23 protein-coding genes and 1 tRNA gene are annotated in these 23,661 nt (G+C 34.0%); 13 read left to right on the top strand and 11 right to left on the bottom strand.

Annotation, left to right across the window (positions count from 1 at the left end):
• Positions 1 to 56: 56 nt before the first annotated feature.
• The 4 genes from mutY to gldD are packed head-to-tail and all read left to right on the top strand — an operon-like array spanning position 57 to position 3,465.
• Positions 57 to 1,100, top strand: coding sequence for an A/G-specific adenine glycosylase (mutY, locus tag ACFS5J_RS08175; protein WP_379811606.1), 1,044 nt, complete (start codon positions 57 to 59; stop codon positions 1,098 to 1,100).
• A gap of 40 nt (positions 1,101 to 1,140) precedes the next feature.
• Positions 1,141 to 1,584, top strand: coding sequence for a single-stranded DNA-binding protein (locus ACFS5J_RS08170; protein WP_379811605.1), 444 nt, complete (start codon positions 1,141 to 1,143; stop codon positions 1,582 to 1,584).
• A 24-nt stretch (positions 1,585 to 1,608) separates the two neighbouring features.
• Positions 1,609 to 2,901 carry a gliding motility-associated protein GldE gene (locus tag ACFS5J_RS08165; RefSeq protein ID WP_379811604.1) on the top strand — a complete coding sequence of 431 codons (1,293 nt, stop codon included), beginning with the start codon at positions 1,609 to 1,611 and terminating at the stop codon, positions 2,899 to 2,901.
• Between the two features lie 15 nt (positions 2,902 to 2,916).
• A complete protein-coding gene (gene gldD / locus ACFS5J_RS08160; RefSeq protein WP_379811602.1) occupies positions 2,917 to 3,465 on the top strand; it encodes a gliding motility lipoprotein GldD in 549 nt (182 codons plus the stop codon).
• A gap of 54 nt (positions 3,466 to 3,519) precedes the next feature.
• Here gldD and ACFS5J_RS08155 read toward each other — a convergent pair whose 3' ends face one another.
• The gene (locus ACFS5J_RS08155) at positions 3,520 to 4,035 is read right to left on the bottom strand and encodes a heavy-metal-associated domain-containing protein (protein WP_379811601.1); all 516 of its coding nucleotides are present in this window, start codon (positions 4,033 to 4,035) and stop codon (positions 3,520 to 3,522) included.
• A gap of 104 nt (positions 4,036 to 4,139) precedes the next feature.
• Here ACFS5J_RS08155 and ACFS5J_RS08150 point away from each other — a divergent pair, with 104 nt between their 5' ends.
• A complete protein-coding gene (locus ACFS5J_RS08150; protein WP_379811600.1) occupies positions 4,140 to 5,009 on the top strand; it encodes a DMT family transporter in 870 nt (289 codons plus the stop codon).
• A gap of 61 nt (positions 5,010 to 5,070) precedes the next feature.
• On the opposite strand, the gene ACFS5J_RS08145 is transcribed toward ACFS5J_RS08150, so the two are convergent.
• The gene (locus ACFS5J_RS08145; RefSeq protein ID WP_379811599.1) at positions 5,071 to 7,122 is read right to left on the bottom strand and encodes a M16 family metallopeptidase; all 2,052 of its coding nucleotides are present in this window, start codon (positions 7,120 to 7,122) and stop codon (positions 5,071 to 5,073) included.
• Positions 7,123 to 7,131: 9 nt separating this feature from the next.
• Entirely contained in the window at positions 7,132 to 8,457 is a 1,326-nt protein-coding gene (locus tag ACFS5J_RS08140; RefSeq protein ID WP_379811597.1) for a M16 family metallopeptidase, read from the bottom strand.
• Between the two features lie 178 nt (positions 8,458 to 8,635).
• On the opposite strand from ACFS5J_RS08140, the gene rplU reads away from it, so the two are divergent.
• The 3 genes from rplU to ACFS5J_RS08125 all read left to right on the top strand — a co-directional run bounded on the left by rplU (position 8,636) and on the right by ACFS5J_RS08125 (position 9,756).
• Entirely contained in the window at positions 8,636 to 9,256 is a 621-nt protein-coding gene (gene rplU / locus ACFS5J_RS08135; protein ID WP_379811596.1) for a 50S ribosomal protein L21, read from the top strand.
• A gap of 32 nt (positions 9,257 to 9,288) precedes the next feature.
• Complete coding sequence (rpmA, locus tag ACFS5J_RS08130) at positions 9,289 to 9,549, top strand: 50S ribosomal protein L27 (RefSeq protein ID WP_379811595.1); 261 nt, start codon at positions 9,289 to 9,291, stop codon at positions 9,547 to 9,549.
• A 125-nt stretch (positions 9,550 to 9,674) separates the two neighbouring features.
• A tRNA-Leu gene (locus tag ACFS5J_RS08125) sits at positions 9,675 to 9,756 on the top strand.
• A 75-nt stretch (positions 9,757 to 9,831) separates the two neighbouring features.
• Here ACFS5J_RS08125 and ACFS5J_RS08120 read toward each other — a convergent pair.
• The 5 genes from ACFS5J_RS08120 to ACFS5J_RS08100 form a co-directional block, all read right to left on the bottom strand.
• A complete protein-coding gene (locus ACFS5J_RS08120; RefSeq protein WP_379811594.1) occupies positions 9,832 to 10,269 on the bottom strand; it encodes a LexA family protein in 438 nt (145 codons plus the stop codon).
• Positions 10,263 to 11,519: a Y-family DNA polymerase gene (locus ACFS5J_RS08115; protein ID WP_379811593.1), complete on the bottom strand. Its 1,257-nt coding sequence runs from the start codon at positions 11,517 to 11,519 to the stop codon at positions 10,263 to 10,265. Before ACFS5J_RS08115 ends, ACFS5J_RS08120 begins: the two co-directional genes overlap by 7 nt.
• Before the next feature lie 88 nt (positions 11,520 to 11,607).
• Complete coding sequence (locus tag ACFS5J_RS08110) at positions 11,608 to 15,843, bottom strand: T9SS type B sorting domain-containing protein (protein WP_379811592.1); 4,236 nt, start codon at positions 15,841 to 15,843, stop codon at positions 11,608 to 11,610.
• A 122-nt stretch (positions 15,844 to 15,965) separates the two neighbouring features.
• A complete protein-coding gene (lepA, locus tag ACFS5J_RS08105) occupies positions 15,966 to 17,762 on the bottom strand; it encodes a translation elongation factor 4 (RefSeq protein ID WP_379811591.1) in 1,797 nt (598 codons plus the stop codon).
• Between the two features lie 150 nt (positions 17,763 to 17,912).
• The gene (locus ACFS5J_RS08100; RefSeq protein ID WP_379811590.1) at positions 17,913 to 18,044 is read right to left on the bottom strand and encodes a hypothetical protein; all 132 of its coding nucleotides are present in this window, start codon (positions 18,042 to 18,044) and stop codon (positions 17,913 to 17,915) included.
• Between the two features lie 169 nt (positions 18,045 to 18,213).
• Between ACFS5J_RS08100 and ACFS5J_RS08095 the strand changes: the two genes are divergently transcribed.
• From ACFS5J_RS08095 to dusB, 3 genes are all read left to right on the top strand, one after another.
• The gene (locus ACFS5J_RS08095) at positions 18,214 to 18,552 is read left to right on the top strand and encodes a hypothetical protein (RefSeq protein ID WP_379811589.1); all 339 of its coding nucleotides are present in this window, start codon (positions 18,214 to 18,216) and stop codon (positions 18,550 to 18,552) included.
• A gap of 52 nt (positions 18,553 to 18,604) precedes the next feature.
• Positions 18,605 to 18,979 (top strand): hypothetical protein, encoded by a 375-nt coding sequence (locus ACFS5J_RS08090; protein ID WP_379811588.1) that lies wholly within the window; start codon positions 18,605 to 18,607, stop codon positions 18,977 to 18,979.
• A gap of 80 nt (positions 18,980 to 19,059) precedes the next feature.
• The gene (dusB, locus tag ACFS5J_RS08085) at positions 19,060 to 20,055 is read left to right on the top strand and encodes a tRNA dihydrouridine synthase DusB (RefSeq protein WP_379811587.1); all 996 of its coding nucleotides are present in this window, start codon (positions 19,060 to 19,062) and stop codon (positions 20,053 to 20,055) included.
• Positions 20,056 to 20,093: 38 nt separating this feature from the next.
• Here the strand turns inward: dusB and ACFS5J_RS08080 are convergent, their stop codons facing one another.
• Entirely contained in the window at positions 20,094 to 20,534 is a 441-nt protein-coding gene (locus tag ACFS5J_RS08080) for a hypothetical protein (protein ID WP_379811586.1), read from the bottom strand.
• A 73-nt stretch (positions 20,535 to 20,607) separates the two neighbouring features.
• Here ACFS5J_RS08080 and ACFS5J_RS08075 point away from each other — a divergent pair, with 73 nt between their 5' ends.
• Together ACFS5J_RS08075 and ACFS5J_RS08070 are read left to right on the top strand one after the other, a co-directional pair.
• The gene (locus ACFS5J_RS08075) at positions 20,608 to 21,288 is read left to right on the top strand and encodes a glycerophosphodiester phosphodiesterase (RefSeq protein WP_379811585.1); all 681 of its coding nucleotides are present in this window, start codon (positions 20,608 to 20,610) and stop codon (positions 21,286 to 21,288) included.
• A gap of 8 nt (positions 21,289 to 21,296) precedes the next feature.
• Complete coding sequence (locus ACFS5J_RS08070; protein WP_379811584.1) at positions 21,297 to 22,505, top strand: BaiN/RdsA family NAD(P)/FAD-dependent oxidoreductase; 1,209 nt, start codon at positions 21,297 to 21,299, stop codon at positions 22,503 to 22,505.
• A gap of 32 nt (positions 22,506 to 22,537) precedes the next feature.
• On the opposite strand, the gene ACFS5J_RS08065 is transcribed toward ACFS5J_RS08070, so the two are convergent.
• Positions 22,538 to 23,053, bottom strand: coding sequence for a hypothetical protein (locus ACFS5J_RS08065; protein WP_379811583.1), 516 nt, complete (start codon positions 23,051 to 23,053; stop codon positions 22,538 to 22,540).
• 78 nt (positions 23,054 to 23,131) lie between these two features.
• Positions 23,132 to 23,608, bottom strand: coding sequence for a TspO/MBR family protein (locus ACFS5J_RS08060; RefSeq protein WP_379811582.1), 477 nt, complete (start codon positions 23,606 to 23,608; stop codon positions 23,132 to 23,134).
• Positions 23,609 to 23,661: the final 53 nt, after the last annotated feature.

The following is a 23,661-nucleotide window of genomic DNA, read 5'->3' as shown; positions in this document are numbered from 1 at the left end:
TAATTAATTAAATTTTAAGTGCTAATCTTTTTATTTTTGCTTTTCAAACCTAAAAAATGAATTTTTCTAAGTCGTTAATTGATTGGTATTTACAAAACAAACGCGATTTGCCGTGGCGAAAAACTACTAATCCATATAATATTTGGCTCTCTGAAATTATGCTTCAGCAAACACGAGTAGCACAAGGATTACCTTATTATGAAGCGTTTATTTCTTCATTTCCAACCGTTTTTGATTTGGCAAATGCTTCCGAGAACGAGGTGTTAAAGTTGTGGCAAGGTCTAGGTTATTATTCCAGGGCTCGTAATTTACACGCTACTGCAAAATACATTGCTTATGAGTTGGATGGTGTTTTCCCAGAGACTTATAGTTTGTTATTGCAATTAAAAGGAGTTGGTGAGTATACAGCTGCTGCTATAGCTTCAATTGCTTATGGAGAAGAGGTGCCGGTTGTTGATGGTAATGTGTTTCGTGTTTTGTCGCGTTATTTCGGAATTGAAGATGATATTTCACAGCCTAAATCCAAGAAAGTTTTTAGGGATTTGTCTAATGAATTGTTGCCAAAAGGGAAGGCTTCATTATATAATCAAGCATTAATGGAATTCGGTGCTTTGCAATGTGTGCCTAAAAGCCCCAATTGTTCACAATGTGTTTTTAATGTTTCTTGTTTTGCATTGCAACATAATAGGGTGGGAGGACTGCCTTTAAAACTGAAAAAGACAAAAGTAGTTAACCGGTATTTGAGCTATTTGGTTCAGCGTGATTGCAATGGTGATTTTATGATTCAAAAGCGAGAAGGAAGGGGAATTTGGCAGAATTTATTTGAGTTTCCTTTTTTAGAATTTGATGCTTCAAAAAGAGATGAAGAGGTAGTAAAGTGTATCACAAAACAATTTTCCCCAAAAATGCTTACATTGATGAATGAAAACACCATTGTTCATAAGTTGTCCCATCAGCATTTGCATATAAATTTTTACGAGTTGACTTTTGATAAAGTGATTCTTGGCGCCCTGCCTTTGGATGAAGTTTTAAAACGTCCGTTCCCAATTGTTATACATAATTTTATTGAATCAAATTACGTTTCATATAAGGAAATATAGTATATTTGGTTAGTCCAAAAGCTTAATAAAAATACACGCCATGAACGGAACATTAAACAAAGTGTTATTGATAGGTCATCTGGGAGATGAGGTGAAAATGCACTATTTTGAAGGAGGGAACTGCATCGGTAGATTTCCTTTAGCAACTAATGAAGTTTATATTAACAAGACGACGGGAGAAAAAATAACTTCAACTGAATGGCATAACATTGTAGTTCGTAATAAGGCTGCAGAAATATGTGAAAAGTATTTAACTAAAGGCGATAAAATCTATATTGAAGGTCGTATAAAATCGCGTCAATGGCAAGGTGAAGATGGTAATACAAAATATACAACTGAAATTCAAGTTACCGAATTTACTTTTCTGACAACTAAAAAAGATACAGAAGTAGCTGCCAAGCAAAACTTTAAAGGAAATGAAATGGAATCCTCAAAAAACACTAATTTTGACGATTCTAATGGTAATGATGATTTACCATTTTAATATGTTTAATTAATACCTAAGATATTGGACCCAGACCCTTCCAGTTTTTTAAATACAATTGATTTTGAATTACTACTAGGTTTAGTAGCTGTAGTTTTACTGTTAATTTGTTCAGCGTTTATTTCTGGTTCAGAAGTTGCGTTGTTTTCATTGTCTCAGAAGGATATTGACGATTTGGTAGCTGAGAATGATAATACCGGAAATTTAATTTCTCGTTTATTAGAGCGTCCTAAGAAATTATTGGCCACAATATTGGTAGCAAATAATTTCATTAATATTGCAGTAGTAATTATCTTTTCGTCTATAAGTGAAAAAATATTTGGAGTAATTCAGTCGTATTTTTTACGATTTGCATTAGAAGTTGTTGTAATTACCTTTCTAATATTACTTTGTGGAGAAGTTTTGCCAAAGATTTATGCTAATCGGAATAATGTTTTGTTTTCAAAAAAAGTAGCATTGCCTATTTCTATTTTGGATCGCTTGTTAACGCCTATAACTGTTCCAATGCGCAATATAATTTTGTATGTTGAGAAGAAGTTCAGTGTTCAAAAAACAAGTTTTTCAGTGGATCAATTGTCACAGGCTTTAGAGTTAACAAATAATGCTGAAACAACACAAGAGGAACAAAAAATTTTAGAAGGAATTGTTACTTTTGGGAATACCGACGTTCGTCAAGTGATGAGTCCGAGAATTGATATTTTTGCTGTAGATATTTCAGAAAAGTTTTCGGAAGTAATGCCTAAAATTGTGGATAAAGGGTATTCTAGAATTCCTGTATACAAAGATAATATTGATCAAATTGAAGGTGTATTGTTTATCAAAGATTTGATTCCTTACATTGATAAAAAAGAATTCGATTGGCAAAATTTAATTCGTGAACCTTTCTTTGTGCCTGAAAACAAAAAGCTAGATAATCTTTTAAAGGAGTTTCAAGGGATGAAAAATCACTTGGCTATTGTAGTTGATGAGTATGGAGGTACTTCTGGATTAGTTTCTTTGGAAGATATTCTAGAGGAGATTGTTGGAGATATAAGTGATGAATTTGATGATGAAAATATCATTTATTCGCAAATTGACGATAAGAATTTTCTTTTTGAAGGAAAGATAAGTTTGAAAGATTTTTATAGAATTGTTGATGTTAATGAATCGGCTTTTGAAGAGAGCAAAGGGGAGGCGGAAACATTGGCAGGTTTTATTTTAGAAATATCGGGTAACTTCCCTAAGAAAAATCAAAAGATTGCTTTTAAGAATTGTTGGTTTACCATTGAAAGTTTGGATAAAAGAAGAATAAAACAAATTAAAGTTACGTTAGAGTAAAAGATATTATAAATTATGCGAAATATACTTTTGGGATTATTGGCATTTTCGTTATTTTCCTGTGGTGAAGATACGCTTCCAAAACCTAAAGCACAGCTGAGATTGGATTACAAGGATGCGAAATACGGTTTTTTTGATAGTGGATGTTCGTATCAGTTTGAAGTAAATGAAATGGCAAAAGTAAGTTCAAAAAACGCATGTTCATTTGAATTGCATTACCCTAAGATGAAAGCTACATTGTACTTGACGTATAAGCCTGTAAATGGGAATATTGATACCCTTTTAATAGATGCTCAAAAATTGACATATGAGCATGTGATAAAAGCAGATGATATTACTACGCAGCCGTATTTAAATTATGAAAAGAGAGTGTATGGTATGTTTTCTGCTGTAGGAGGTGATGCAGCTACAAATGCACAATTTTATGTTACAGATAGTACAAAGCACTTTGTGGCAGGAAGTTTATACTTTTATGCAAAACCTAATTACGATTCTATTTTGCCTGCCGTGAATTACGTTAAAAATGACATGAGACATTTAATGGAGACTATAGAATGGAAATAAAAATATATGCATAAAAAAAGGATTGCTTAGCAATCCTTTTTTTATGCAGTAAAATTATATTTTACTTGATTCTTTTTTAGTTTCTGATTTTTTTTCAGCACTACAACTTTTTTTGTCTGTTTTGCTTTCAGAAGAGCATGATTTGCTTTCTTTAGATGTGTTGCTGCAACATCCTTTTTTCTTTTCTTGGTCAAGTATTGCTTTATCGCTTGAAGTCTTAACATCAGCTACTTTGTAAAGATCTCCACCAGCAACACCTTCAACAGTAGACACAATGCTTTCAGTAGATAGTTTTGAAGCGTCAAACTTTACTGTAGCAGTTTCAGTTTCAAAATCAACAACTGCTTCGCCTACACCATCAAGACCAGCTAGTTTGTTTTCGATTGTTTTTGCACAACCCATTGCACAAGTCATTCCTTCAATTTTAAAAGTTGTTGTGGTTAAGTCTGCAGTAGCAATTTCTGTAGTGTTTGTATCTGATTTTAATTCTGTGTTTACTGCTTCATTTTTACAACTTACCATTGCAATAGTTGTTAGTGTAACTAAAGCTAGAGTCTTTAAGTTTTTCATTATTATTTTTTTTAAATTTCTGTTTTTAAATGGATTACAAAATTAAGAAAAATTTGTGCCGTTTTTGAAAATAAAGTCGGAATTTTGAATGAAGAAAATTGCTTATGGAAAATAATAATTCAAAATGGTATTTGTTGGGCTTTCTAGGTTGTGTTTGGGGAAGTTCTTTTATATTAATGCAACTCGGGTTAAAAGGCGTGAATTCGATTCAGCTAGGGAGTTTACGGATACTTTTTGCGGCTATCTTTTTACTAATTGTGGGCTTTAAGCAGATTGCTAATATTCCACTTTACAAATGGAAGTATATTGCTTTAACATCACTTTTTGGAACCTTTATGCCTGTTTTTTTGTTTGCATTAGCATTATCAAAAATTGATGGTTCTATAAGCTCCATTTTGAATTCATTGACACCTGTGAATACCTTGTTAATAGGGTTGTTGTTTTTTGGTTTATCGGTACAGCGAAGGCAAATATTTGGTGTAATTATAGGATTTATAGGTTGTGTTTTATTGGTACTATTTGGAAAAGGAGGTAATAATACAGAGAATTATTATTACGCATTATTGATACTTTTGGCTTCATTATTCTATGGGATTAATGTAAATCTGATTAAGAAATATTTATCGGATATAAAGCCATTAACGATAAGTGTAGGGAATTTTAGCGTTATGCTTGTTCCTGCTTTAATAGTGCTTTATTGTTCAGGTTTTTTTGATATTGTAGAACAAGAAAATGTTCAAACGTCATTATTTTTTATTGCTATTTTAGGAGTAGTAGGAACAGGCTTGTCTAATATTTTGTTTTTTAAATTAATACAATTGTCTTCACCAGTTTTTGCGTCATCTGTAACTTATATCATTCCGGTTGTGGCTATTATGTTGGGATATTTTTTTATGGGTGAAACATTAGGAATTGTACAAGCTTTAGGGGCTTTAGTAGTTTTAATAGGTGTTTATTTTTCGAGTAGGAAATAGTTTTAGTTTATATAAAAAAAGCGACTCATTTGAGTCGCTTTTTTATTAATGTGATTTTTGATTATTGAAAATCTGCAGCTGTAACACCTTCGTTGATTTTTACTTCAGAAGTAGTTAACTCGATTTCGATACCAACATTCATTATTGTTTTATAAGGGAATTTTAGACCTTTTACATCTTTGTAATCTTCAAAGTATGTTGTTTGTGTCATTTTTTGTCCCATTTGCTCTAATTCTACAGATTCAGCAACTTTATATCCAGATTTTACATCATAGTATAGAGTAGTGTCTCCAGAAACTACTGCATATGCATCAGCATCTTTTATTGTTTCAATACCCTTTAAAGTAACATCATTGTTTCCTAAAAGTTTTAATTCTTTAAAAGTACCTGCCATCTCTTGTATTTGTGCTAAATCGTCACCTGTAAAGTCTTTTCTTTGACCTTGTTGTGTTGCATAAGCACCTTTTTCATTAACAACTTGTTTTGACACCACATTACCCATAACTTTTGTTTCAACAGACATTTTTTTATCGGCAAATTTTTGGTGTAATTCTAAAGTCATACCCTGAACAGTTCCAGAAGCGATAACATAAATTGTTTTAACTGCTTTAACCGCTTTTTCTCCACCAATAGCATTGATGTATTTGTTCAATACAGTTTGAGCTGTTACACCTGCAGGAACATCTTTTTTAACAACTGGTTTTTCTGTTGGGTTACCAAATTTATCAAAGTAGAAAATAGGTAATTTTTCTCTTTTGCTCATTTTTTCTAAACCAGGTAAAACATCAGCTGCTTTTCCAACAACAACAACTCTTGAGTGGTCTGCTAAGAAATATTTTTGTGCTGCGTTTCTGATGTCTTCTGCTGTAACTGCATTGATGTTTTTAATGTAGTTTTCGTAGAAATCATCTGGTAAATTTTGTGTTTTGGTTTGTAAAGCATAGCTTGCTACAGTAGCAGGTTTTTCAATTTGCATTACAAAGTTACCTACGTATTTTGCTTTTGCGTTACGTAATTCTTCAGGAGAAACTAAGTCGGTTCTGATTCTCTTTAACTCGTTGAAAATTTCAACAATTGCACTATCTGTAACGGTGTTACGAACAGCAGCTGTAGATCTGAATTTACCAATGTATTTGTTTGCTCTAATTGAAGAGTAAGAACCGTAAGTCCATCCGTGTGCTTCACGTAAGTTTAAGAATAATCTTCCTTCACCACCACCACCAAGAATTTGATTTGCTAAAATAGTAGCAAAGTACTCCTTGTCAGTCATTTTTAAGTTTGAAAGATTTACAACAGATACTTCTGATTGTACTGCGTTTGGAACATCAATAAAGTTAATTTGACTGTATTGTACATCTATTGGGTTTGAATATGATAAAGCTGGCGCTGTTTCTTTTTTCCATTTCCCAAATAATTTTTCAACAGCTTTTTTTGTAGCTTTATAATCAACATCTCCAACGATTACTAGGTATGCGTTTGATGGTACAAAATAAGTGTTGTAGTTTGATTTAACGTCAGCCAAACTGATGTTTTTTAAAGTCTCTTCGCTAGTGTACTCACCAATATAGTGATCTTTACCAAAAGTAAGTAAGTTTTCAACTCTACCAGCGATAGCTTTTACGTTTTTCTCCTCACTTTTTAAACCTTCAAGAGCTTTTTCGATTTCTTTTTCAAATTCTTCTTGAGTGAAAACTGGATTTAAAGCTCCGTCTGCCATTAATTCTAATAAACGACCAGAGTATCTTGATAAACCGCTAGCTGAAGCTCCAGAATCCCAAAAGTTCATGCGCGCTCCTAAGAAGTCAATTTCTTCGTTAAACGCGTCTTTAGGGGTGTTTACGGTACCGTTACCAATCATTGCACTCAAAATTTCAGAAACTCCTTTTTTGTTTCCTTCTGCGTATGGTGCATTGTCTAATGTAAGCGTGTACGATACACGTGGTAATTTATGATTTTCAACAATCAAAACTTTTAAACCATTTTTTAAAGTAAAGCTTTCAGGTTTGTTGATGTTTACCGTAGGCGATGGTCCTGGTTGAGGTTGCTTTCTATCTTGTGCTTGCATTGTTATTGTTAGTAATAAACAGGCTGCTATATATACTATTTTTTTCATCGAATAATCTTAGTTTTGAGTTTTTTCTTTAGCAGGAATATAGTCTAAAACCATTCTTTGGTTTGGTTTTAGATATTTGTTTGCAACTTCTTTAATTTCTTCTCTTGTAATTGAGCGGTAAATTTCAATTTCAGTGTTGATTAAATTGATGTCGCCGTATAATAAATAATAGGTAGCTAAGTTGTCAGCGATACCTTCTACGCTAGCATTGCTGTTTACGTATTGATTCTCAAATTTATTTTGTAACTTTTGGTAATCTTTTTCAGAAATTAATTCATTTTGAAGTTTTGCAATTTCAGTATCAATCTCGCTTACTAAAGTTTCAGAAGTAGTTTGGCCCATCGGCAATCCGTAAATTAAATACATTCCGTAGTCCTCTTGGCTATAATTGAAAGCTCCAATTTGTAAAGCCATTTTTTGATCGTCAACTAGCTTTTTATATAGTTTAGAGCTTTTTCCATCTGATAAGTAAGAAGAAATCATATCCAAAACTCTAGCATCACGTGTTTTCATTGATGGCGTTCTGTAGCAAGTTACCATCATTGGGATTTGGATGTTTGGGTCTTCCCAAGTTGCTTTGAAGCTTTCTGTAATAGGAGCTTCTTCATATTTTTGACGCGTTACAGGAGTTCCTTTTTGGATAGATCCAAAGTATTCTTTAATCCATTTTTTTGCATCTGCTTTTTCAAACTGTCCAGCAACTACTAAAACAGCATTGTTAGGAATGTAGAATTTTTTGTTGAAAGCTTGGAATTCCTCAAGTGTAGCGGCATCTAAGTGTTCCATTTCACCGATAGTTGTCCAGCGGTAAGGGTGAACTTTGAACATGTTTTGCTTCACAGCTTTAATTAAGTTTCCGTAAGGTTGATTGTCGCTACGTAGTCTTTTTTCTTCCTTTACTACTTCATTTTGAGTGTCAACACCAATTTGATTGATAACTGGGTGCATTAAACGTTCCGATTCCATCCATAACGCTAACTCAAGGTTATTTGAAGGAAATACTTCGTAGTAGTAAGTTCTGTCGTCTGTAGTGTTTGCGTTATTTTGGCCACCATTTGATGATACCAACTTAAACCATTCTCCGCGCTCAATATTTTTTGTTCCTTCAAATAAAAGGTGTTCAAAAAAGTGTGCAAAACCAGTTCTATCTGGTTGCTCGTCTTTAGCACCTACGTGGTACATTACCGAAGTGATTACTACTGGTGCAGAATTGTCCTGATGAAGTACAACGTGTAGTCCATTGTCTAAATCATATTCTTCAAATGTTACTTTTTGAGCTGAAGCGGTTCCGCCTAAGATAAGTGCAGTGCCCAAAGCCATTAAAGATTTTTTCATAAGTTAATATTAATTGTTTTTGAATGAAATATGTCGCAAGTTCTTAATTTTGTTACATATATAAGGTGTGTTTTCTGTAAAATATTTAAGTTCTTAAATTTTAGTAGAATAGTTATTGCTTGATAAATAAATAGTTGTATATTTGCAGACTTGAAAAATTAACTAAATTCATATTCGTATGTATGCAATCGTAGAGATAGCAGGGCAACAATTTAAAGTAAGCAAAGACCAAAAAGTTTACGTGCACCGTTTAGGAGAAGAAGAAGGAAACAAAGTTTCTTTTGATAAAGTTCTTTTATTAGACGATAATGGTACAGTAACTTTAGGCGCCCCAGCTATAGAAGGAGCTTCTGTAGAAGCTACAGTTTTAAGACACCTTAAAGGTGACAAAGTAATCGTTTTCAAAAAGAAAAGAAGAAAAGGTTACAAAAAGAAAAATGGTCATAGACAAGCTTTGACTCAAATTATCATTGAAGGTATCGTAGGTTCAGGTGCTCCTAAAAAAGCTGCTGCTCCTAAGAAAGCTGCTGCTTCAAAAGCAAAAGGTGATGATTTAAAAAAAATTGAAGGAATAGGTCCTAAAGCTGCTGAAGTATTAGTAGCTGCTGGAGTTGATACTTTCGCTAAATTAGCTTCAACAGATGCTGCAAAAGTAAAAGAGATTTTAGATGCTGCAGAAGCTAAAGTTCAACATTTAGATCCAACTACTTGGGCGCAACAAGCACAATTAGCTGCAGATGGTAAATGGGATGAATTACAAAAATTACAAGATGAATTAAACGGTGGTAAAGCTGTTTAATTTTAATATTAACTTAAAAAACTTATAACGTCATGGCTCACAAGAAAGGTGTCGGTAGTTCTAAGAATGGTAGAGAATCAGAATCGAAACGTTTAGGTGTTAAGATTTATGGTGGACAAGCTGCTATCGCAGGTAACATCATTGTTAGACAAAGAGGTTCAAAACACAATCCAGGTGAAAACGTTTACATGGGTAAAGATCATACTTTACATGCAAAAGTTGATGGGATTGTTAAATTTCAAAAGAAAAAAGACAATAAATCGTATGTTTCTATCGAAGCATTCGAAGCATAATTATTGTTTTATAGTATAGTAAAAAGCCTTTCTGAAAAGAAAGGCTTTTTTTATGTGTATTTTTTTAAAAAGTATTTGGAAATATAATACAAATACCTATATTTGCACCACAATTACAAACACACGCGGGTGTGGTGAAATTGGTAGACACGCCAGACTTAGGATCTGGTGCCGCAAGGTGTGAAGGTTCGAGTCCTTTCACCCGCACAATAAAAAGCCGAACATTTGTTCGGCTTTTTAATTTTATATTATTTTCGTTATTTTTTATTGCTGGGTTTTTGGTTATAGTTTCTTTATAACATGTGTTACGATACCCCAAATAATCAAGTCGTTTTCTTCTGTTACGATTATAGGTTCGTAACTTTCGTTTTCAGGAACAAGTGAAATGGAGTTTTTTTCTTTTTTGATGCGTTTTACCGTAAACTCTCCGTCAATGAAACAAACTGCAATTTTTCCGTCATTTGGCTCAAGACTGCGATCTATAACCAAGATGTCGCCATCGTTAATAGCCGCTCCAATCATTGAATTACCGTTTGCTTTAGCATAAAATGTTGTTTCTTTATTTTTAACTAATAAACGATCTAGGCTTACTTTGGTTTCTTCAAAATCTGCTGCAGGTGATGGAAATCCGGCCTTTATGCCTTGGTCGATAAACGAAACTTTGATTTCTGATTCAAAATCAGGTTTAAAAAAATCTAATTTGTTTTTAGGTCTTAACATTTTACTTCCATTAATTCATTAATGCAGGTTGTGTAGCGTTTGGACAAATGGTTTTGTTTCATTTTCCACGTGCGCTGTAAATCTTGATTGCCCAATCGAATTTTTCGTTCACCTATTTTGGCGTGATAGTTGTCGATTACTTTCATCAAAAGTTGATGTTTTGGGTTTTCTTCATCAAAGAGTTGCAATTGTTTTTGTTCCTCTGGAATTATTTGTGAAACAATAACTCCAGCCTTTTTATAGACTCCACCTTCCTGATAGATATCATCGAGCATTTTAATAGCAAGGTTGCTTAGTGTGATACTAGAATTGCTTGCATAAGGTAATGTGTGTATCGTTTGAAAATGATACTTTGCGTCTTGAAATCGATCCTTTTGTATGAAAAGAATAAGTGTGTAACAACAGGATTGTTGTTTTCTAAGTTTTTCTGCACAAACTGAAGCAAAGGTTGATACGCGTTCTTTAAGTTCGTCAAATTGTGATATGCTCTTTTCAAAACTTCTCGTTACGGCAATGTTTTTTTTGGGTTTTGTTTCTTCTTGTTCCATCACGGGTAAACCTTGAAGTTCACAAATTAGACGTAGTCCAACAACTCCCATTTCTTTTTTTATATAGGCTTTATTGTGTTCTAATGTAAAATCATATGCATTTAGAATTTGTTGGGCTTTCATTTTTTTAGATAGCCTACGTCCAATTCCCCAGACATCTTCAATTTTAGTCCATTTTAATGCTTTTATACGCTTTTCTTCGGTGTCGATTACATGTGTGCCTTTTGTGTGGTCAAAAAACTTTTTAGCAATTCTATTGGCAATTTTAGATAAGGCTTTCGTTGGTGCAATACCTACACAGACTGGTATGCCAATCCATTTTAAGATTCGTTTTCTTATTTGTGCGCCGTAATCGTTATAATCGGGAATATTTTGACCTTTAAAATTTAAAAAGGCTTCATCAATACTATAAACTTCTACGTGTGGTGTGAAATTTTCTAGTATACGCATTACCCGCCCACTCAAATCGCCATAAAGGCTATAGTTTGAAGAGAAAACGCTTACGTTGTGCTGTTGCAACATGTCACGGAATTTAAATTCAGGAGCTCCCATAGGAATTCCTATTGCTTTGGCTTCTTCACTACGCGATATGACACAACCGTCATTATTGGATAAAACCACTACGGGTTTTCCGATAAGCTGAGGCTGAAAAACGCGCTCACACGAAACATAAAAATTATTACAATCTACAAGTGCATACATTTTGTAAAATTACTTTTTTTGAAAACAGCTTAAAAGTGCAGGACTGTTAATGTTAATAAAAACCTATGAGAAGCAATACGCTTTATAGTTAGCGTTTTAAGGAAAAATGTGCTTTAAATTGACGTTCTTCTCCATAGTAGCTGTAGTCAACTACAAACCAATAATCGGTTGAAGGTAATTTCTCACCATTGTAAGTTCCGTCCCATCCATTGCCTTTAGGTTGGACTTGTGTGATTAATTTTCCATAACGATCGAAAATTGAAATTATGGCATCTGGATGTTCATCTCGTAAATCCCAAATGTTCCATGTGTCATTTGTGTTGTCTGCATTTGGGGTAAAATATTTAGGATATTTGATAATCGTTGCGTTTAGTAAGATGTCGCCACAATTGCCAAATACATCACGTACCGTTATTGTGTGATCGCCAGAACCAACATCATAAAATACATTGTCGGTTTGAAATGGCTGGTTGTCCAATTGATAATTGTAAATTCCGAATCCTATGTCAATATTAACAGTAACAATTGCATAATTTTCGAAAGGAGATGAAATACTAACCGATGCGACTGCTGTGCTTGACTGTTCTACACTAACGGTTGTTGGGACATATTCACAATCAGGTGCGTTTTCAGGTGTGGTTTTTATTGGAACTACAGTATAAGTTCCTGCATTGTATGCTAAATAATTTGATCCTGTGCCAACTAAAGCTCCGTTTAAATACCATTCAACAGTATGATTAAATGGATTTAAACCGGAGGAAAGTAATATTGGTTGTTCTGCAATTTGAGTGATAGGGTCAACACAGATGATGCCTCCTTCTATTGAAAATTCACGTTTTGGATATATGGTAAATTGAAAGTGTTCTTCATTGTTACAGTTACTATTGTTTGTTGCTGAACCATATAACCAAACCTGAAAAGTTTGAGGAGTTGAGCCAGCGTTTACTGAATAGATGTAATCGGATGGATTTATGATGTCCGCTGTATTTCCTCCTGGTTGTGAATAATAATTTAGGTCGTAGTTGACTGTAGGTAGTGTTGGTAATGTAAAACTACCGCAATATGATGTGTTGTTGTATACAGTGTAATCGGGGACAATAGGTGTTTCAGATACAGTTATAATAAATGTATCTTCTTCGTTGCAAATAATTCCGAAACGACCTTGATTCTGTGCATATACGTATACCGTTGTAGTGCCAGGAGTGTTAAAAATAGTGCCGCTTGGAATAATGGTGTCTCCAATGTTGTCATTATCAGTATCAATATAGTAGTTGATAGTATAAGAATTCGTTGGAGAAGGTGGTGTATGGGTTAATGGTGGTAAGGCGTAATTTTCACTATCACAAATAGTAATATCTGGATAATCGGGTAAGTTTATACCGTTGTAAAAAACTGTAAATCGGATGTCTGCTTCACAGTTTGTGATAGGGTCAAAATTGTAAATGTAAAAGGTGTTGTCGGCATTAAAAACTTCTGTAGAATCCACAATTGTTCCTGATCCATTTGGGCCTCCTAGTTCAGTGTAATATGTTCCGTTTGTTGGTGTAGGTAAACTATACGGATTACACTCTATACGATCGATAACGGGATCGGTTGGTGGTAAGGCGGTAATTGTGATGGTGAAGGCCCACTCGTTTGAACATCCGTTGCTGTCAGGTCCATTGTAAACATAATATGTTCCAGGATTTAGTGATGTTCCAGATAAATCAATTACCTGATTAGCATATAATGGTGTTTGGTTTGGAGCTGTAGGGCCTCCAGGTAGCATGTAATAATTACCATTAGTTAATGCCGGTAAAATGTATTCCCCGCAATAGTTGTTGCTTTCGATTTCGTCAACTAGCGGCAAGGGTGTTATCGTAATATTATAATTTAAATTGTTGGTACAGTTAGGCGTTTCAGTAGTGTTAGTATAATAGTAAACAATTTGCGAAGTTGTTATCGGAATTGTAGGGTCAATTGAATTGCCTTGTCCCATTGGTTGATCAAAGTATCCGCCGTAAGCAATAGGTGGTAACATGTAGCTGCCACAGGATTCCAGTGGTACAAAAAATGAAGTATTTACTAAGTTGACTTGAAATTCAGTTTCATTCGGACAGAAACCGGGAGAACCATTCGAACTTGTATGAGCAAGTTGATTGTATATGTAATAAGTCCCGGGGTAATTAGGTCCGTTTACACTAATGATATCGCCTGGGTTTAAGACTGTTCCGTTTCCTCCTGATTGCGAATAATAACTCCCGTTGGTTAAACTTGGTAATGTATAACTATTACAGTAAGTTACATCGTTTAGCGTATCTATCAATGGAATGCCATGTATGTAAATGTCAATGGGTTCGTCTCTACATACAATTCCGTCTACTTCTGCGTAAAAGTAGATAGTTTCGATTACGGTTGCTTGTGTGTTATTGGTGTATGTTGTTCCTGCAGGAATAAGGGTTCCATTTCCGTTTGGTCCTCCAGCTTCTGTATAAAATGCTCCTATGTTGTGAGTAGGGGTTGGTACTATAAATTCGCCACAATGATTGTTTGCAGGATAATATTCATCCACCAAATAGATCTCAAAGCTAGACTCATTGGTACATCCATTGGTATCTGGTCCAGTATGAATGTAGTAAACGCCTCCTTCATCTATAAAGTCACCATTATTATATTGGGTTCCTGTGGCATTTGGTCCTGAGTAATAGGTTCCATTGTTTATTGCGGGTAATGTGGTATTGTTACACTCTACTATTAAATCGAGTGTGTCAACAATAGGTGCCGGATTAATTGTAATGACAACATTGGTTGTGCTGAAACAATTAGGGTTTAATTCGTTCTCAATACGTATCCAATATGTTGCCGTCCCAGTTCCTGTAATTATAACGTTTGGATTAATGGGGTTGCTGTCATTTTGTGCATCGCTTTGGGTGTTGTGGTAGGAAATGGTATAGTTTCCTGTTTGTCCATTAATTGCGGCAGCTTCGTGTTGTGTTAAATCGTAGGGAGTTGAGTCATTTTCGCATATTTCTCCAATGATGTTGGTTCCGGGAGTTATAGGGGCTGTAATAATTAAACTAAATTGGTATACGGCATCACAAAAGTTGTTGGTGATGGTATTGTATAGTTTGATATAGATGGTACCTCCAGGACTAAGATAATCGGTTAAATCTCCTGTAATAGGATTATTTGGAATATCCGATAGATTTTCAAAATATTGGACATTGTAGTTACTGTTGTTTATGCCTAATTGATTTTCATTGTTTAAAGTTAAATTGAAACTTGAAAATGGTGTTCCATTATCACAGGCATAAAGATTGTCAGGTGAATTTGTAACTAATGGGTCAAATGTGATAGTGTCTTCAATATGGCAAGTGCCTTTGTCAATAATTACATGATAAATTCCAGATTGTGTTACGGTATAAGTTGGTGAAGTCTCATTAGGAATGGTGCTTCCGTTTAATTGCCATTCTATAGTGTACGTGTTGTCTAATCCTGTATCTAATAAAAATGAATCACCGTTACAAATAGATTGATTGGATCCTAAATCAAAATCGGTTACAAAACTTCCTGCCGCTATGAAAACTGCAGAATCGTAATCGGAATCTCCATAGTCGGCTATGGATAGTCGTATTCTATATGGTGTATTTGGTGTAACTTGTGATGCTGCGGTCATAACAACAGTATGTCCACGCATGTTTAATGTTGAGGCTGCAGGATTGTTAGGGTTATAGATACTAAAAAGTCCTGGATTCGTTGAATTACAATTTGAGTTGTATGCTGCATTTCTAATGTTTTTTACCGAGACAGGATTGTTTGTTCCGGGTATTACAGCAAGATTAGTGGTTATACTAGTGTTTAAATCGGTTAAAGCAAATGCAAAAATATCATTTGAAATACACTGAAATTGACCGTACTCGTTTGAAGCAAATAAGAAATCGAAACTGAACGAGTTGGAAGTTGGAATAAAATCAAATTCTAAAAAGGCTACATCTACAATTGGAGTAGTTTGCCCGCTACTCGTGTTACTTAGGTTTTGTAGATATGTGTCGCTACTAGTGCTTATTGTGGAGCTTAAATTGGCTCCCGTGTATTGACCTTGCGTGAATATTGTATTTCCGTTTCGAATGATAATGCCTTCCGTAATTGGGAAAGTGGTGCCATTTTGATTGAAGTAGGCTACTGATTGGCTGGCTGACATAGTGGTATTAGTTACTTCAAGGCAAGAGTTGTTAAGTACTAATTCGACAAGTTCATTTGCGCTATAGTTGGGGTCTACAGTTATACTTTGCGAAAAGGTAAAAAACGGCAAAAGAAATACTAATATTTTGACTATGAATTTCATTCAAAATGAGGTGATTAATAGCCTATTAAAATTAGTGAATATATTTGACTTTTAAGGTGTTAAAATAAAAATGGTTAAGATTTACTCAATCTTAACCATTTTGTATGTTTTTTGTAAAAATATTAATCGTTCAGTTTTAATACTGCCATGAATGCTTCTTGAGGAATTTCAACGTTTCCTACTTGGCGCATTCTCTTTTTACCTTTCTTCTGTTTTTCTAAAAGTTTACGTTTACGAGAAATATCACCTCCATAACATTTTGCGGTTACGTCTTTACGCAATGCTTTTATCGTTTCACGAGAAATAATTTTAGCACCGACTGCTGCCTGGATTGGAATATCAAACTGTTGTCTTGGTATTAACTCACGAAGTTTTTCGCACATTTTCTTACCGATGTAATATGCATTGTCTTCATGAATTAACGCCGATAAAGCATCTACTTGATTCGCATTTAACAGAACGTCTAACTTAACAAGTTTTGACTGACGCATACCAATAGGATGATAATCAAAAGAAGCATATCCTTTTGAAACTGTTTTTAAACGATCGTAAAAGTCGAAAACAATCTCTGCTAATGGCATGTCAAAATTTAATTCAACTCGCTCTGGAGTTAAATAGGTTTGATTGGTGATAACACCTCTTTTTTCAATACATAAACTCATTACGTTTCCGACGAAATCGGATTTTGTAATGATGGTTGCCTTAATAAAAGGTTCTTCTACTCTGTCTAACTTTGAAGGTTCTGGTAAATCTGATGGGTTATTTACAATAATCGCAGTATCCGGTTCTTTTTTAGTATAAGCTAAATATGACACGTTGGGTACCGTAGTAATAACCGTCATATCAAATTCACGTTCTAAACGCTCTTGAATAATTTCCAAGTGCAACATACCTAAGAAACCACAACGGAAACCAAATCCTAATGCAGCAGAGCTTTCTGGCGCAAAAACTAATGAGGCATCGTTAAGTTGTAACTTTTCCATTGAAGCACGTAAGTCTTCAAAGTCTTCCGTGTCTACTGGATAAATCCCTGCAAATACCATTGGTTTCACGTTTTCGAAACCTGTAATCATATTGGTAGTTGGATTTTTAGCATCTGTAATAGTGTCACCCACTTTTACCTCTTTAGCTTCTTTAATACCCGAAACTAAGTAGCCAACATCACCACTTGATATTTTTTGTTTAGGAACTTGGTTTAATTTTAAAGTTCCTACTTCGTCTGCGAAATATTCTTTACCAGTAGCCATGAATTTAATTTTCTGACCTTTGGTAATTTCACCATTGATAACACGGAAAATTACCTCAATACCTCTAAAAGGATTGTAGTGTGAATCGAAAATCAAAGCTTGAAGTGGTTCGTTTGGATCTCCTTTTGGAGCAGGTATTTTTTCAATAATCGCTTCTAAAATTTTATCAACACCAAAGCCTGTTTTACCAGAAGCGTGGATAATATCTTCCAAATCACAACCTAATAAGTCAATGATATCATCACTTACTTCTTCTGGATTGGCACTAGGTAAATCAACTTTATTTAAAACAGGTATGATTTCCAAGTCGTTCTCTAAAGCTAAATATAAATTTGAAATAGTTTGTGCTTGTATACTTTGCGCAGCATCTACAATAAGTAAAGCTCCTTCACAAGCTGCAATAGAACGAGAAACTTCATATGAGAAATCTACGTGTCCTGGGGTATCTATAAGATTTAATATATAATCTTCTCCTTTGTATTTGTACTCCATTTGGATCGCGTGACTTTTGATTGTGATACCACGTTCACGCTCTAAATCCATATTGTCTAATAATTGCGCCTTTTCTTCACGAGCCGTTACGGTTTGTGTTGCAGCCAAAAGTCTATCAGCCAAAGTACTTTTACCGTGGTCAATATGCGCAATAATGCAAAAATTTCTTATTTTCTTCATCTTCTATGTCTGTCAATTGTATGAATAAATACAAGTGTATTTAATCTGCAAATATAAGTTAAAGTTTGTTGGTTTAGGGTTATTTGGTAAAAAAAATAGCCTGATACATCAGGCTAAAATTTGGTTTGTAATTCGTTAAGAAATACAGGGTTAAGAAAATATTTTTGATAAGATACCTTTCTTTTTAGCTTGTAATCCATTTTCAGTTCGGTATTTTCTAAACTCAACAAGTTGTTTGTCTAATTTTTTTTCTAATTTTTCTAAAGAAATGTTCTTTTTCATAATTATGGGTTATAAAATGTTTTAGTAATTGTTTCTGTAAATATAAAATGTATTTACAAAAATATAACATAAAATGTAAAATTATATGAGTTTTTATATAAAAAAATATTTTGTTATAAAATAACGTCTCGCTATATTTGGTGATATCATAATTTAAAAACAAATAAGGATGTCACGAAAAGTAAATTTAGAAATGTTAATAGATGATATTGACGTTGAATGCGGGTTTGTCTTTGATTCTGAGGGAGTTTTAGATAGATCACTTTATTTAGATTTAGCAGAAAATTTTGCCGCAATGTCTGGGATGATTACCACAATGTGTAAGGAGATAATGGAAGATTTTAATTTAGGAGAACTTGATGAGATTATCTTGAATACTAATTCAGGCTTGTTTTTTGTGAAAAAAATTCAAAACAATGAATATTTAGGTATAGTGACTAAAGATTCTAGTAAGCTTGCATTGATACATATGAAATTACAAAATTTATTAAAAGAAGTTGCAGCATAGTTGTAAGGTCTAAAATCAATAATAATAAACTAACCAATTAAACTATAGAAAAATGTCTGATTTTTTAAACACCTTTGTAAATGATTTGAAAAACAATCTAAGTGGATTTGTTGCAGTAGCTGTGACAGAAGTTAAAACAGGAATGTCTTACATTTCGAATACTGTCGATTCAAATTTTGATCCTGAATTAGCTTCGGCTTATAATTTAGAAGTGGTAAAAGCAAAATTGAATGCTATACGTGCTTTAAACTTAAATGAAAAAATTGATGACATCTTAATTACGTTAAGTTCACAAATTCATATTATTAGTTTATCAAACAATGGGGAATACTTTATCTATTTAGCGGTAGATTCAAATAAAGCTAATTTAGGAATGGCTAGAGCGACTTTAAGAAGATATGCTTCTGATATTGCTGCTAAAATGTAGAAAATTAGTATCTTTGCAAATTATAAAGCTGTATATAATACAGCTTTATTTGTTTGTAAACGTTTTAAGATTTTTGAAAAATGCCCAAAATTGGCAACATAGTATTACCGGATTTTCCACTTCTGTTGGCTCCAATGGAAGATGTGAGTGATCCACCCTTTCGTCGTTTGTGTAAATTACATGGCGCCGATTTAATGTATTCTGAATTTATTTCTTCGGAGGGATTGATCCGTGATGCAATGAAGAGTAAACAAAAGTTGGATATTTTTGATTACGAGCGTCCTGTAGGAATTCAGATTTTCGGAGGAGATGAAGAAGCGATGGAAATGTCGGCTAAAATTGTAGAAACTGTCCAACCCGATTTAGTCGATATTAATTTTGGTTGTCCTGTTAAAAAAGTGGTGTCTAAAGGTGCCGGAGCAGGAGTATTGAAAGATGTCGATTTAATGGTTAGACTTACCAAAGCAGTTATCAAAGGGACTAGTTTACCTGTTACGGTTAAAACGCGTTTGGGTTGGGATGAAGAGTCAATTAATATTGATGAGGTGGCTGAGCGTTTGCAGGATATTGGTGTTCAAGCTCTGACTATTCACGCCAGAACGCGTGCGCAAATGTATAAAGGCCATTCTGATTGGACGCATATCGCTAGGGTTAAAGAAAATCCAAGAATTACCATGCCTATTTTTGGAAATGGTGATATCGATTCTCCAGAAAAAGCATTAGAGTACAAGAATAAGTTTGGTTTGGATGGAATGATGATTGGACGTGCAGCAATTGGATATCCATGGATTTTTAATGAAATCAAACATTATTTTACAACAGGAGAGAAACTAAGTGCTCCAACAATGGCTGACAGAATCGAAGCGGCTCGAAATCATTTGATCTGGAGTGTGGAATGGAAGGGAGAGCGATTGGGAATTGTGGAAATGCGTCGTCATTATACTAACTATTTCAAGGGAATTCATGGGTTCAAAGAATACAAGCAGAAATTGGTAACAACAGATGGTTTGCATCAATTACTGGATGTGTTTACAGAAATTGAACAAGTATATACAAATTATCAATTTGAAATATAAAAAAAGGCTGAACATCTAGTTCAGCCTTTTTTGTTTTTTTATTTTAAAGGGCGCAAGGTGTTGCTGTAGGTTAAAAGGTATTTTGCTTTTTCATTTTCGTACTTTTTCATTACATAAATAAATTTGTACTTCGTGGCATTTTTAGGTTCAATTTTGATTTCTTCATTAGTGAAATTGTCCTTTAAAGTTAGTGTAGTGGTGTTTTGAAAACTAAAACTATCCGCGTATTTGGTTTTCAAATTTGAAATGGGATAATCCGCATACGTTTTTTTGTTGTTTTGGAACGCTAAAATTTGTTCACCTTTAAAACCTTGGGTAAGGATTAGCACACTTTTGTTGCTTGCGGTTGCGTTAAGGTCTTTTAAAATTTTCGCTTTTTCAGTGTCACTTACACTTTTAAAATCATCTCTAACTTGGATGTTGGTTGTGCTACACATAATAAACAATTGACATGTAACGAGCAGTAAAATCTTCTTCATTTTTTAAGTTTCATTTGTATTTAAACGAATTCCTGGCTATTCTATTATATCTTTGTAGAATTAATTTCATTTTATGCTACAAAAAATTGGTCATCGTGGTGCTCAAGGATATGTTGCTGAAAACACATTAGCATCATTTCAAAAAGCTATAGATTTAGGTGTGGATGCTATCGAGTTAGATGTGCATTGTTGTGCTAGTGGTGAATTAGTAGTTTTTCATGATTTTACTTTAGGTAGGATGACGGATGGAGTAGGTGAAATTCACAATTTCACACTACCTGAATTGAAAGAACTTAAAGTAGCAAATCAATATGATATACCTACTTTGGAAGAAGTTTTGCTTTTTGTTGATAGAAAATGTAAGGTGAATATTGAGCTTAAAGGGCATAACACAGCTAAAGCGGCTTGTGATTTAATTTTGCAATGTATTGAAGATCATAATTGGTTAATGAGTGATTTTATAGTGTCGAGTTTTCAAAGTGATGAATTGGAGAAAATGGTTCATTTAAATCCACAGATACCTTTGGCAATTTTGACACAAGCAAGTGTAGAACAAGCTATGGAATGGGCGAAACGATTTGGAGCAACTATTATACATCCCCATTTTTCGTTATTGACGGAGGAAAATTGTAAAATGGCAAAAGTTTTAGGTTTTCAAATTAATACTTGGACAGTAAATGACTTGTCTGATATCGAGCGTATAAAGAAATGGGGTGTTGATGGGATTATTTCAGATTATCCCGATAGAATATAAAGTTAAAGATGAATTCAAATTACGATATACTAATTGTAGGAGGTGGTGCGGCTGGATTTTTTACGGCGATTAACATAGTTGAAAGGAAACCGCATTTGAAGGTTGCTATTCTAGAACGTGGTAAAGAGGTTTTGTCAAAAGTTCGTGTTTCAGGTGGAGGTAGATGTAATGTGACGCACGCTTGTTTTGTTCCTAATGAATTGGTGAAATTTTATCCAAGAGGGGAGCGCGAGTTAAAAGGTCCTTTTCATCAGTTTTGTTCAGGTGATACAATTGAGTGGTTTGAAAGCCATGGTGTAGAACTTAAGATTGAAGAAGATGGTAGAATGTTTCCGGTAACGGATTCTTCTCAAACAATTATTGACTGTTTTTTACAAGCTACTAAAAGCTTGAAAATAGATGTTCTCACGGGACAAAGTGTGCGTTCTGTTTTTAAATCGGAAGATTTTTGGAAAGTAGAAACCAATATTGAAACTTTTGTATCTGAAAAAGTTGTTATGACTACTGGTAGTAATCCCAAAATTTGGGAAATGTTAGAAAGTCAAGGTCATAAGGTGGTTTCTGCGGTTCCTTCTTTGTTTACCTTTAATATCAAAGATGCTCGTATTAAAGATTTAATGGGTGTTGCTGCTTTTGCATCAGTAAAAGTAAAAGGATCCAACTTAAAAGCTTCAGGACCTTTGTTGATTACGCATTGGGGTATGAGTGGACCAGGTATTCTTAGGCTTTCTGCTTGGGGAGCTCGTGAATTGTTTGATAAAAATTATCAATTTGTTTTACAAGTCAATTGGCTGAACGAAGTTACTTTTGAAGAATGTTTAGAAGAGCTTAAAGACTTGAAAGAAGAAAACAGTAAAAAGTTAGTAGTTAAATTTTGTCCGTTTGATTTTCCAAAACGTTTGTGGGAAAGTTTAATTGCTGCAGCAGGTTTTCAAGCTGATTTAAAATGGGCAGATGTTTCAAAAAAGCAAATGATAGCTTTGGCTGAACAGCTAACAAATGGCCATTTCCAAGTAAATGGGAAAAGCACTTTTAAAGAAGAGTTTGTAACTGCAGGGGGTATTGATTTAAAAGAGGTGAATTTTAAAACTATGGAAAGTAAGCTACTTCCAGGGTTGTTTTTTGCTGGGGAGGTTTTAAATATTGATGCAATAACAGGTGGTTTTAATTTTCAAAATGCTTGGACGGGTGGTTTTATAATCGCACAAAATATATAAAGAAAAACGCTTCCTTTTGGAAGCGTTTTTCTTTATTTTTCTCTACCACCGTCAAGTTGGTCTTGCCAGTTTTTGAGTTCGTGCCATTTGCCTTCGTAGGCTAATTTTGCCTGTCTCGGCCATGTGCCAGGATCATGTATTGCGTATCGTTCTCCTGCTTTCATTAATATTTCACGACATCGGTCAACAGAGGTTTCGGATAAGCTTTTCCAAGATTGTATTCCAGAAGTGGTGAATAACTCTTCAATTTTGGGACCAATGCCTTCAATTACTTTTAAATCGTTTTCTTTTATTTTTTTTCCAAAAATAGATTTTGCTTCTTCAGCGTCAAAAGGTTGATGCGATGCAGTAGGAGTTGAAATGAGATTTTGATATGATTTTTCACTCTGCCTATAAGCGGCTATTTGTTCTTCAAGTGCACGTTTTTCTTTTTTGCAGGTTTCAAGTTCTAAATTTGAAATTCCGATTTGAGGTTTTTGTTGTGATTTACCAATAAAATATCCGATAAATCCACAAATTAATCCTGTAATAGTAAATGTGATCATCATGTCCTAGTTGTTTGATTGTTACTCAAATTTAATGAATTTTAACAAAAAAAAACAACAAAAACTTTGGAAATCAAATAATTAAAGGTTTAGAAAATAAATGCTTCCTGTTAGAATAGTAGCAAATCCTACCCACGCAAGGTAAGGGATAAGAAGACGACCTGCTGTTTTGTCTAGTTGTTTAAATAAAATATAAGTTTCGTAAATGATGAGCCATAAAAGAATAATTTCAATTAAAGCGAGTAATATGTTGTTGAGACCAAAAAATAAATAGGACCAAAGTGCATTTAAAAGTAATTGTGCTGTAAAAAAGAAAAGTGCTTTTTTTACGGCAGTTTTATTGGATTCTAATTTGTTCCATATTATTCCTCCAGAAACACCCATCATGATAAATAATAAGGTCCAAACTGGTGCAAATACCCAATTTGGAGGATTGAAAATAGGCTTTTCAATTGTGGGGTACCAAGTGGTAATCGAACTTTGAGTTACCAAACTCGAAAGATAACCAATGGCCAAGCAAATGGCTACAACATATATGATTCTTAAATATTTTCCCATAATAAATTTCAGTTGGTACAAAATAACGAATAAAGAAATTAATTAGGTTGTTC

The sequence above is a fragment of the Flavobacterium chuncheonense genome, assembly GCF_042686145.1.
GTDB classification, from domain to species: Bacteria; Bacteroidota; Bacteroidia; order Flavobacteriales; family Flavobacteriaceae; genus Flavobacterium; species Flavobacterium chuncheonense.
Note: the sequence above shows the minus strand (reverse complement) of the source record. Positions and strands in the feature narration are given on the sequence as shown.

What these genes read in the sequence shown, in the direction of transcription:
- ACFS5J_RS08110 (WP_379811592.1), bottom strand. Translation starts at nt 15,843, where the DNA reads ATGAAATTCATAGTCAAAATATTAGTATTTCTTTTGCCGTTTTTTACC.
- ACFS5J_RS08060 (WP_379811582.1), bottom strand. Translation starts at nt 23,608, where the DNA reads ATGGGAAAATATTTAAGAATCATATATGTTGTAGCCATTTGCTTGGCC.
- ACFS5J_RS08065 (WP_379811583.1), bottom strand. Translation starts at nt 23,053, where the DNA reads ATGATGATCACATTTACTATTACAGGATTAATTTGTGGATTTATCGGA.
- ACFS5J_RS08095 (WP_379811589.1), top strand. Translation starts at nt 18,214, where the DNA reads ATGTCACGAAAAGTAAATTTAGAAATGTTAATAGATGATATTGACGTT.
- ACFS5J_RS08150 (WP_379811600.1), top strand. Translation starts at nt 4,140, where the DNA reads ATGGAAAATAATAATTCAAAATGGTATTTGTTGGGCTTTCTAGGTTGT.
- lepA (WP_379811591.1), bottom strand. Translation starts at nt 17,762, where the DNA reads ATGAAGAAAATAAGAAATTTTTGCATTATTGCGCATATTGACCACGGT.
- rplU (WP_379811596.1), top strand. Translation starts at nt 8,636, where the DNA reads ATGTATGCAATCGTAGAGATAGCAGGGCAACAATTTAAAGTAAGCAAA.
- ACFS5J_RS08155 (WP_379811601.1), bottom strand. Translation starts at nt 4,035, where the DNA reads ATGAAAAACTTAAAGACTCTAGCTTTAGTTACACTAACAACTATTGCA.
- ACFS5J_RS08140 (WP_379811597.1), bottom strand. Translation starts at nt 8,457, where the DNA reads ATGAAAAAATCTTTAATGGCTTTGGGCACTGCACTTATCTTAGGCGGA.
- ACFS5J_RS08080 (WP_379811586.1), bottom strand. Translation starts at nt 20,534, where the DNA reads ATGAAGAAGATTTTACTGCTCGTTACATGTCAATTGTTTATTATGTGT.
- ACFS5J_RS08075 (WP_379811585.1), top strand. Translation starts at nt 20,608, where the DNA reads ATGCTACAAAAAATTGGTCATCGTGGTGCTCAAGGATATGTTGCTGAA.
- mutY (WP_379811606.1), top strand. Translation starts at nt 57, where the DNA reads ATGAATTTTTCTAAGTCGTTAATTGATTGGTATTTACAAAACAAACGC.
- dusB (WP_379811587.1), top strand. Translation starts at nt 19,060, where the DNA reads ATGCCCAAAATTGGCAACATAGTATTACCGGATTTTCCACTTCTGTTG.
- gldD (WP_379811602.1), top strand. Translation starts at nt 2,917, where the DNA reads ATGCGAAATATACTTTTGGGATTATTGGCATTTTCGTTATTTTCCTGT.
- ACFS5J_RS08170 (WP_379811605.1), top strand. Translation starts at nt 1,141, where the DNA reads ATGAACGGAACATTAAACAAAGTGTTATTGATAGGTCATCTGGGAGAT.
- rpmA (WP_379811595.1), top strand. Translation starts at nt 9,289, where the DNA reads ATGGCTCACAAGAAAGGTGTCGGTAGTTCTAAGAATGGTAGAGAATCA.
- ACFS5J_RS08115 (WP_379811593.1), bottom strand. Translation starts at nt 11,519, where the DNA reads ATGTATGCACTTGTAGATTGTAATAATTTTTATGTTTCGTGTGAGCGC.
- ACFS5J_RS08145 (WP_379811599.1), bottom strand. Translation starts at nt 7,122, where the DNA reads ATGAAAAAAATAGTATATATAGCAGCCTGTTTATTACTAACAATAACA.
- ACFS5J_RS08090 (WP_379811588.1), top strand. Translation starts at nt 18,605, where the DNA reads ATGTCTGATTTTTTAAACACCTTTGTAAATGATTTGAAAAACAATCTA.
- ACFS5J_RS08100 (WP_379811590.1), bottom strand. Translation starts at nt 18,044, where the DNA reads ATGAAAAAGAACATTTCTTTAGAAAAATTAGAAAAAAAATTAGACAAA.
- ACFS5J_RS08120 (WP_379811594.1), bottom strand. Translation starts at nt 10,269, where the DNA reads ATGTTAAGACCTAAAAACAAATTAGATTTTTTTAAACCTGATTTTGAA.
- ACFS5J_RS08070 (WP_379811584.1), top strand. Translation starts at nt 21,297, where the DNA reads ATGAATTCAAATTACGATATACTAATTGTAGGAGGTGGTGCGGCTGGA.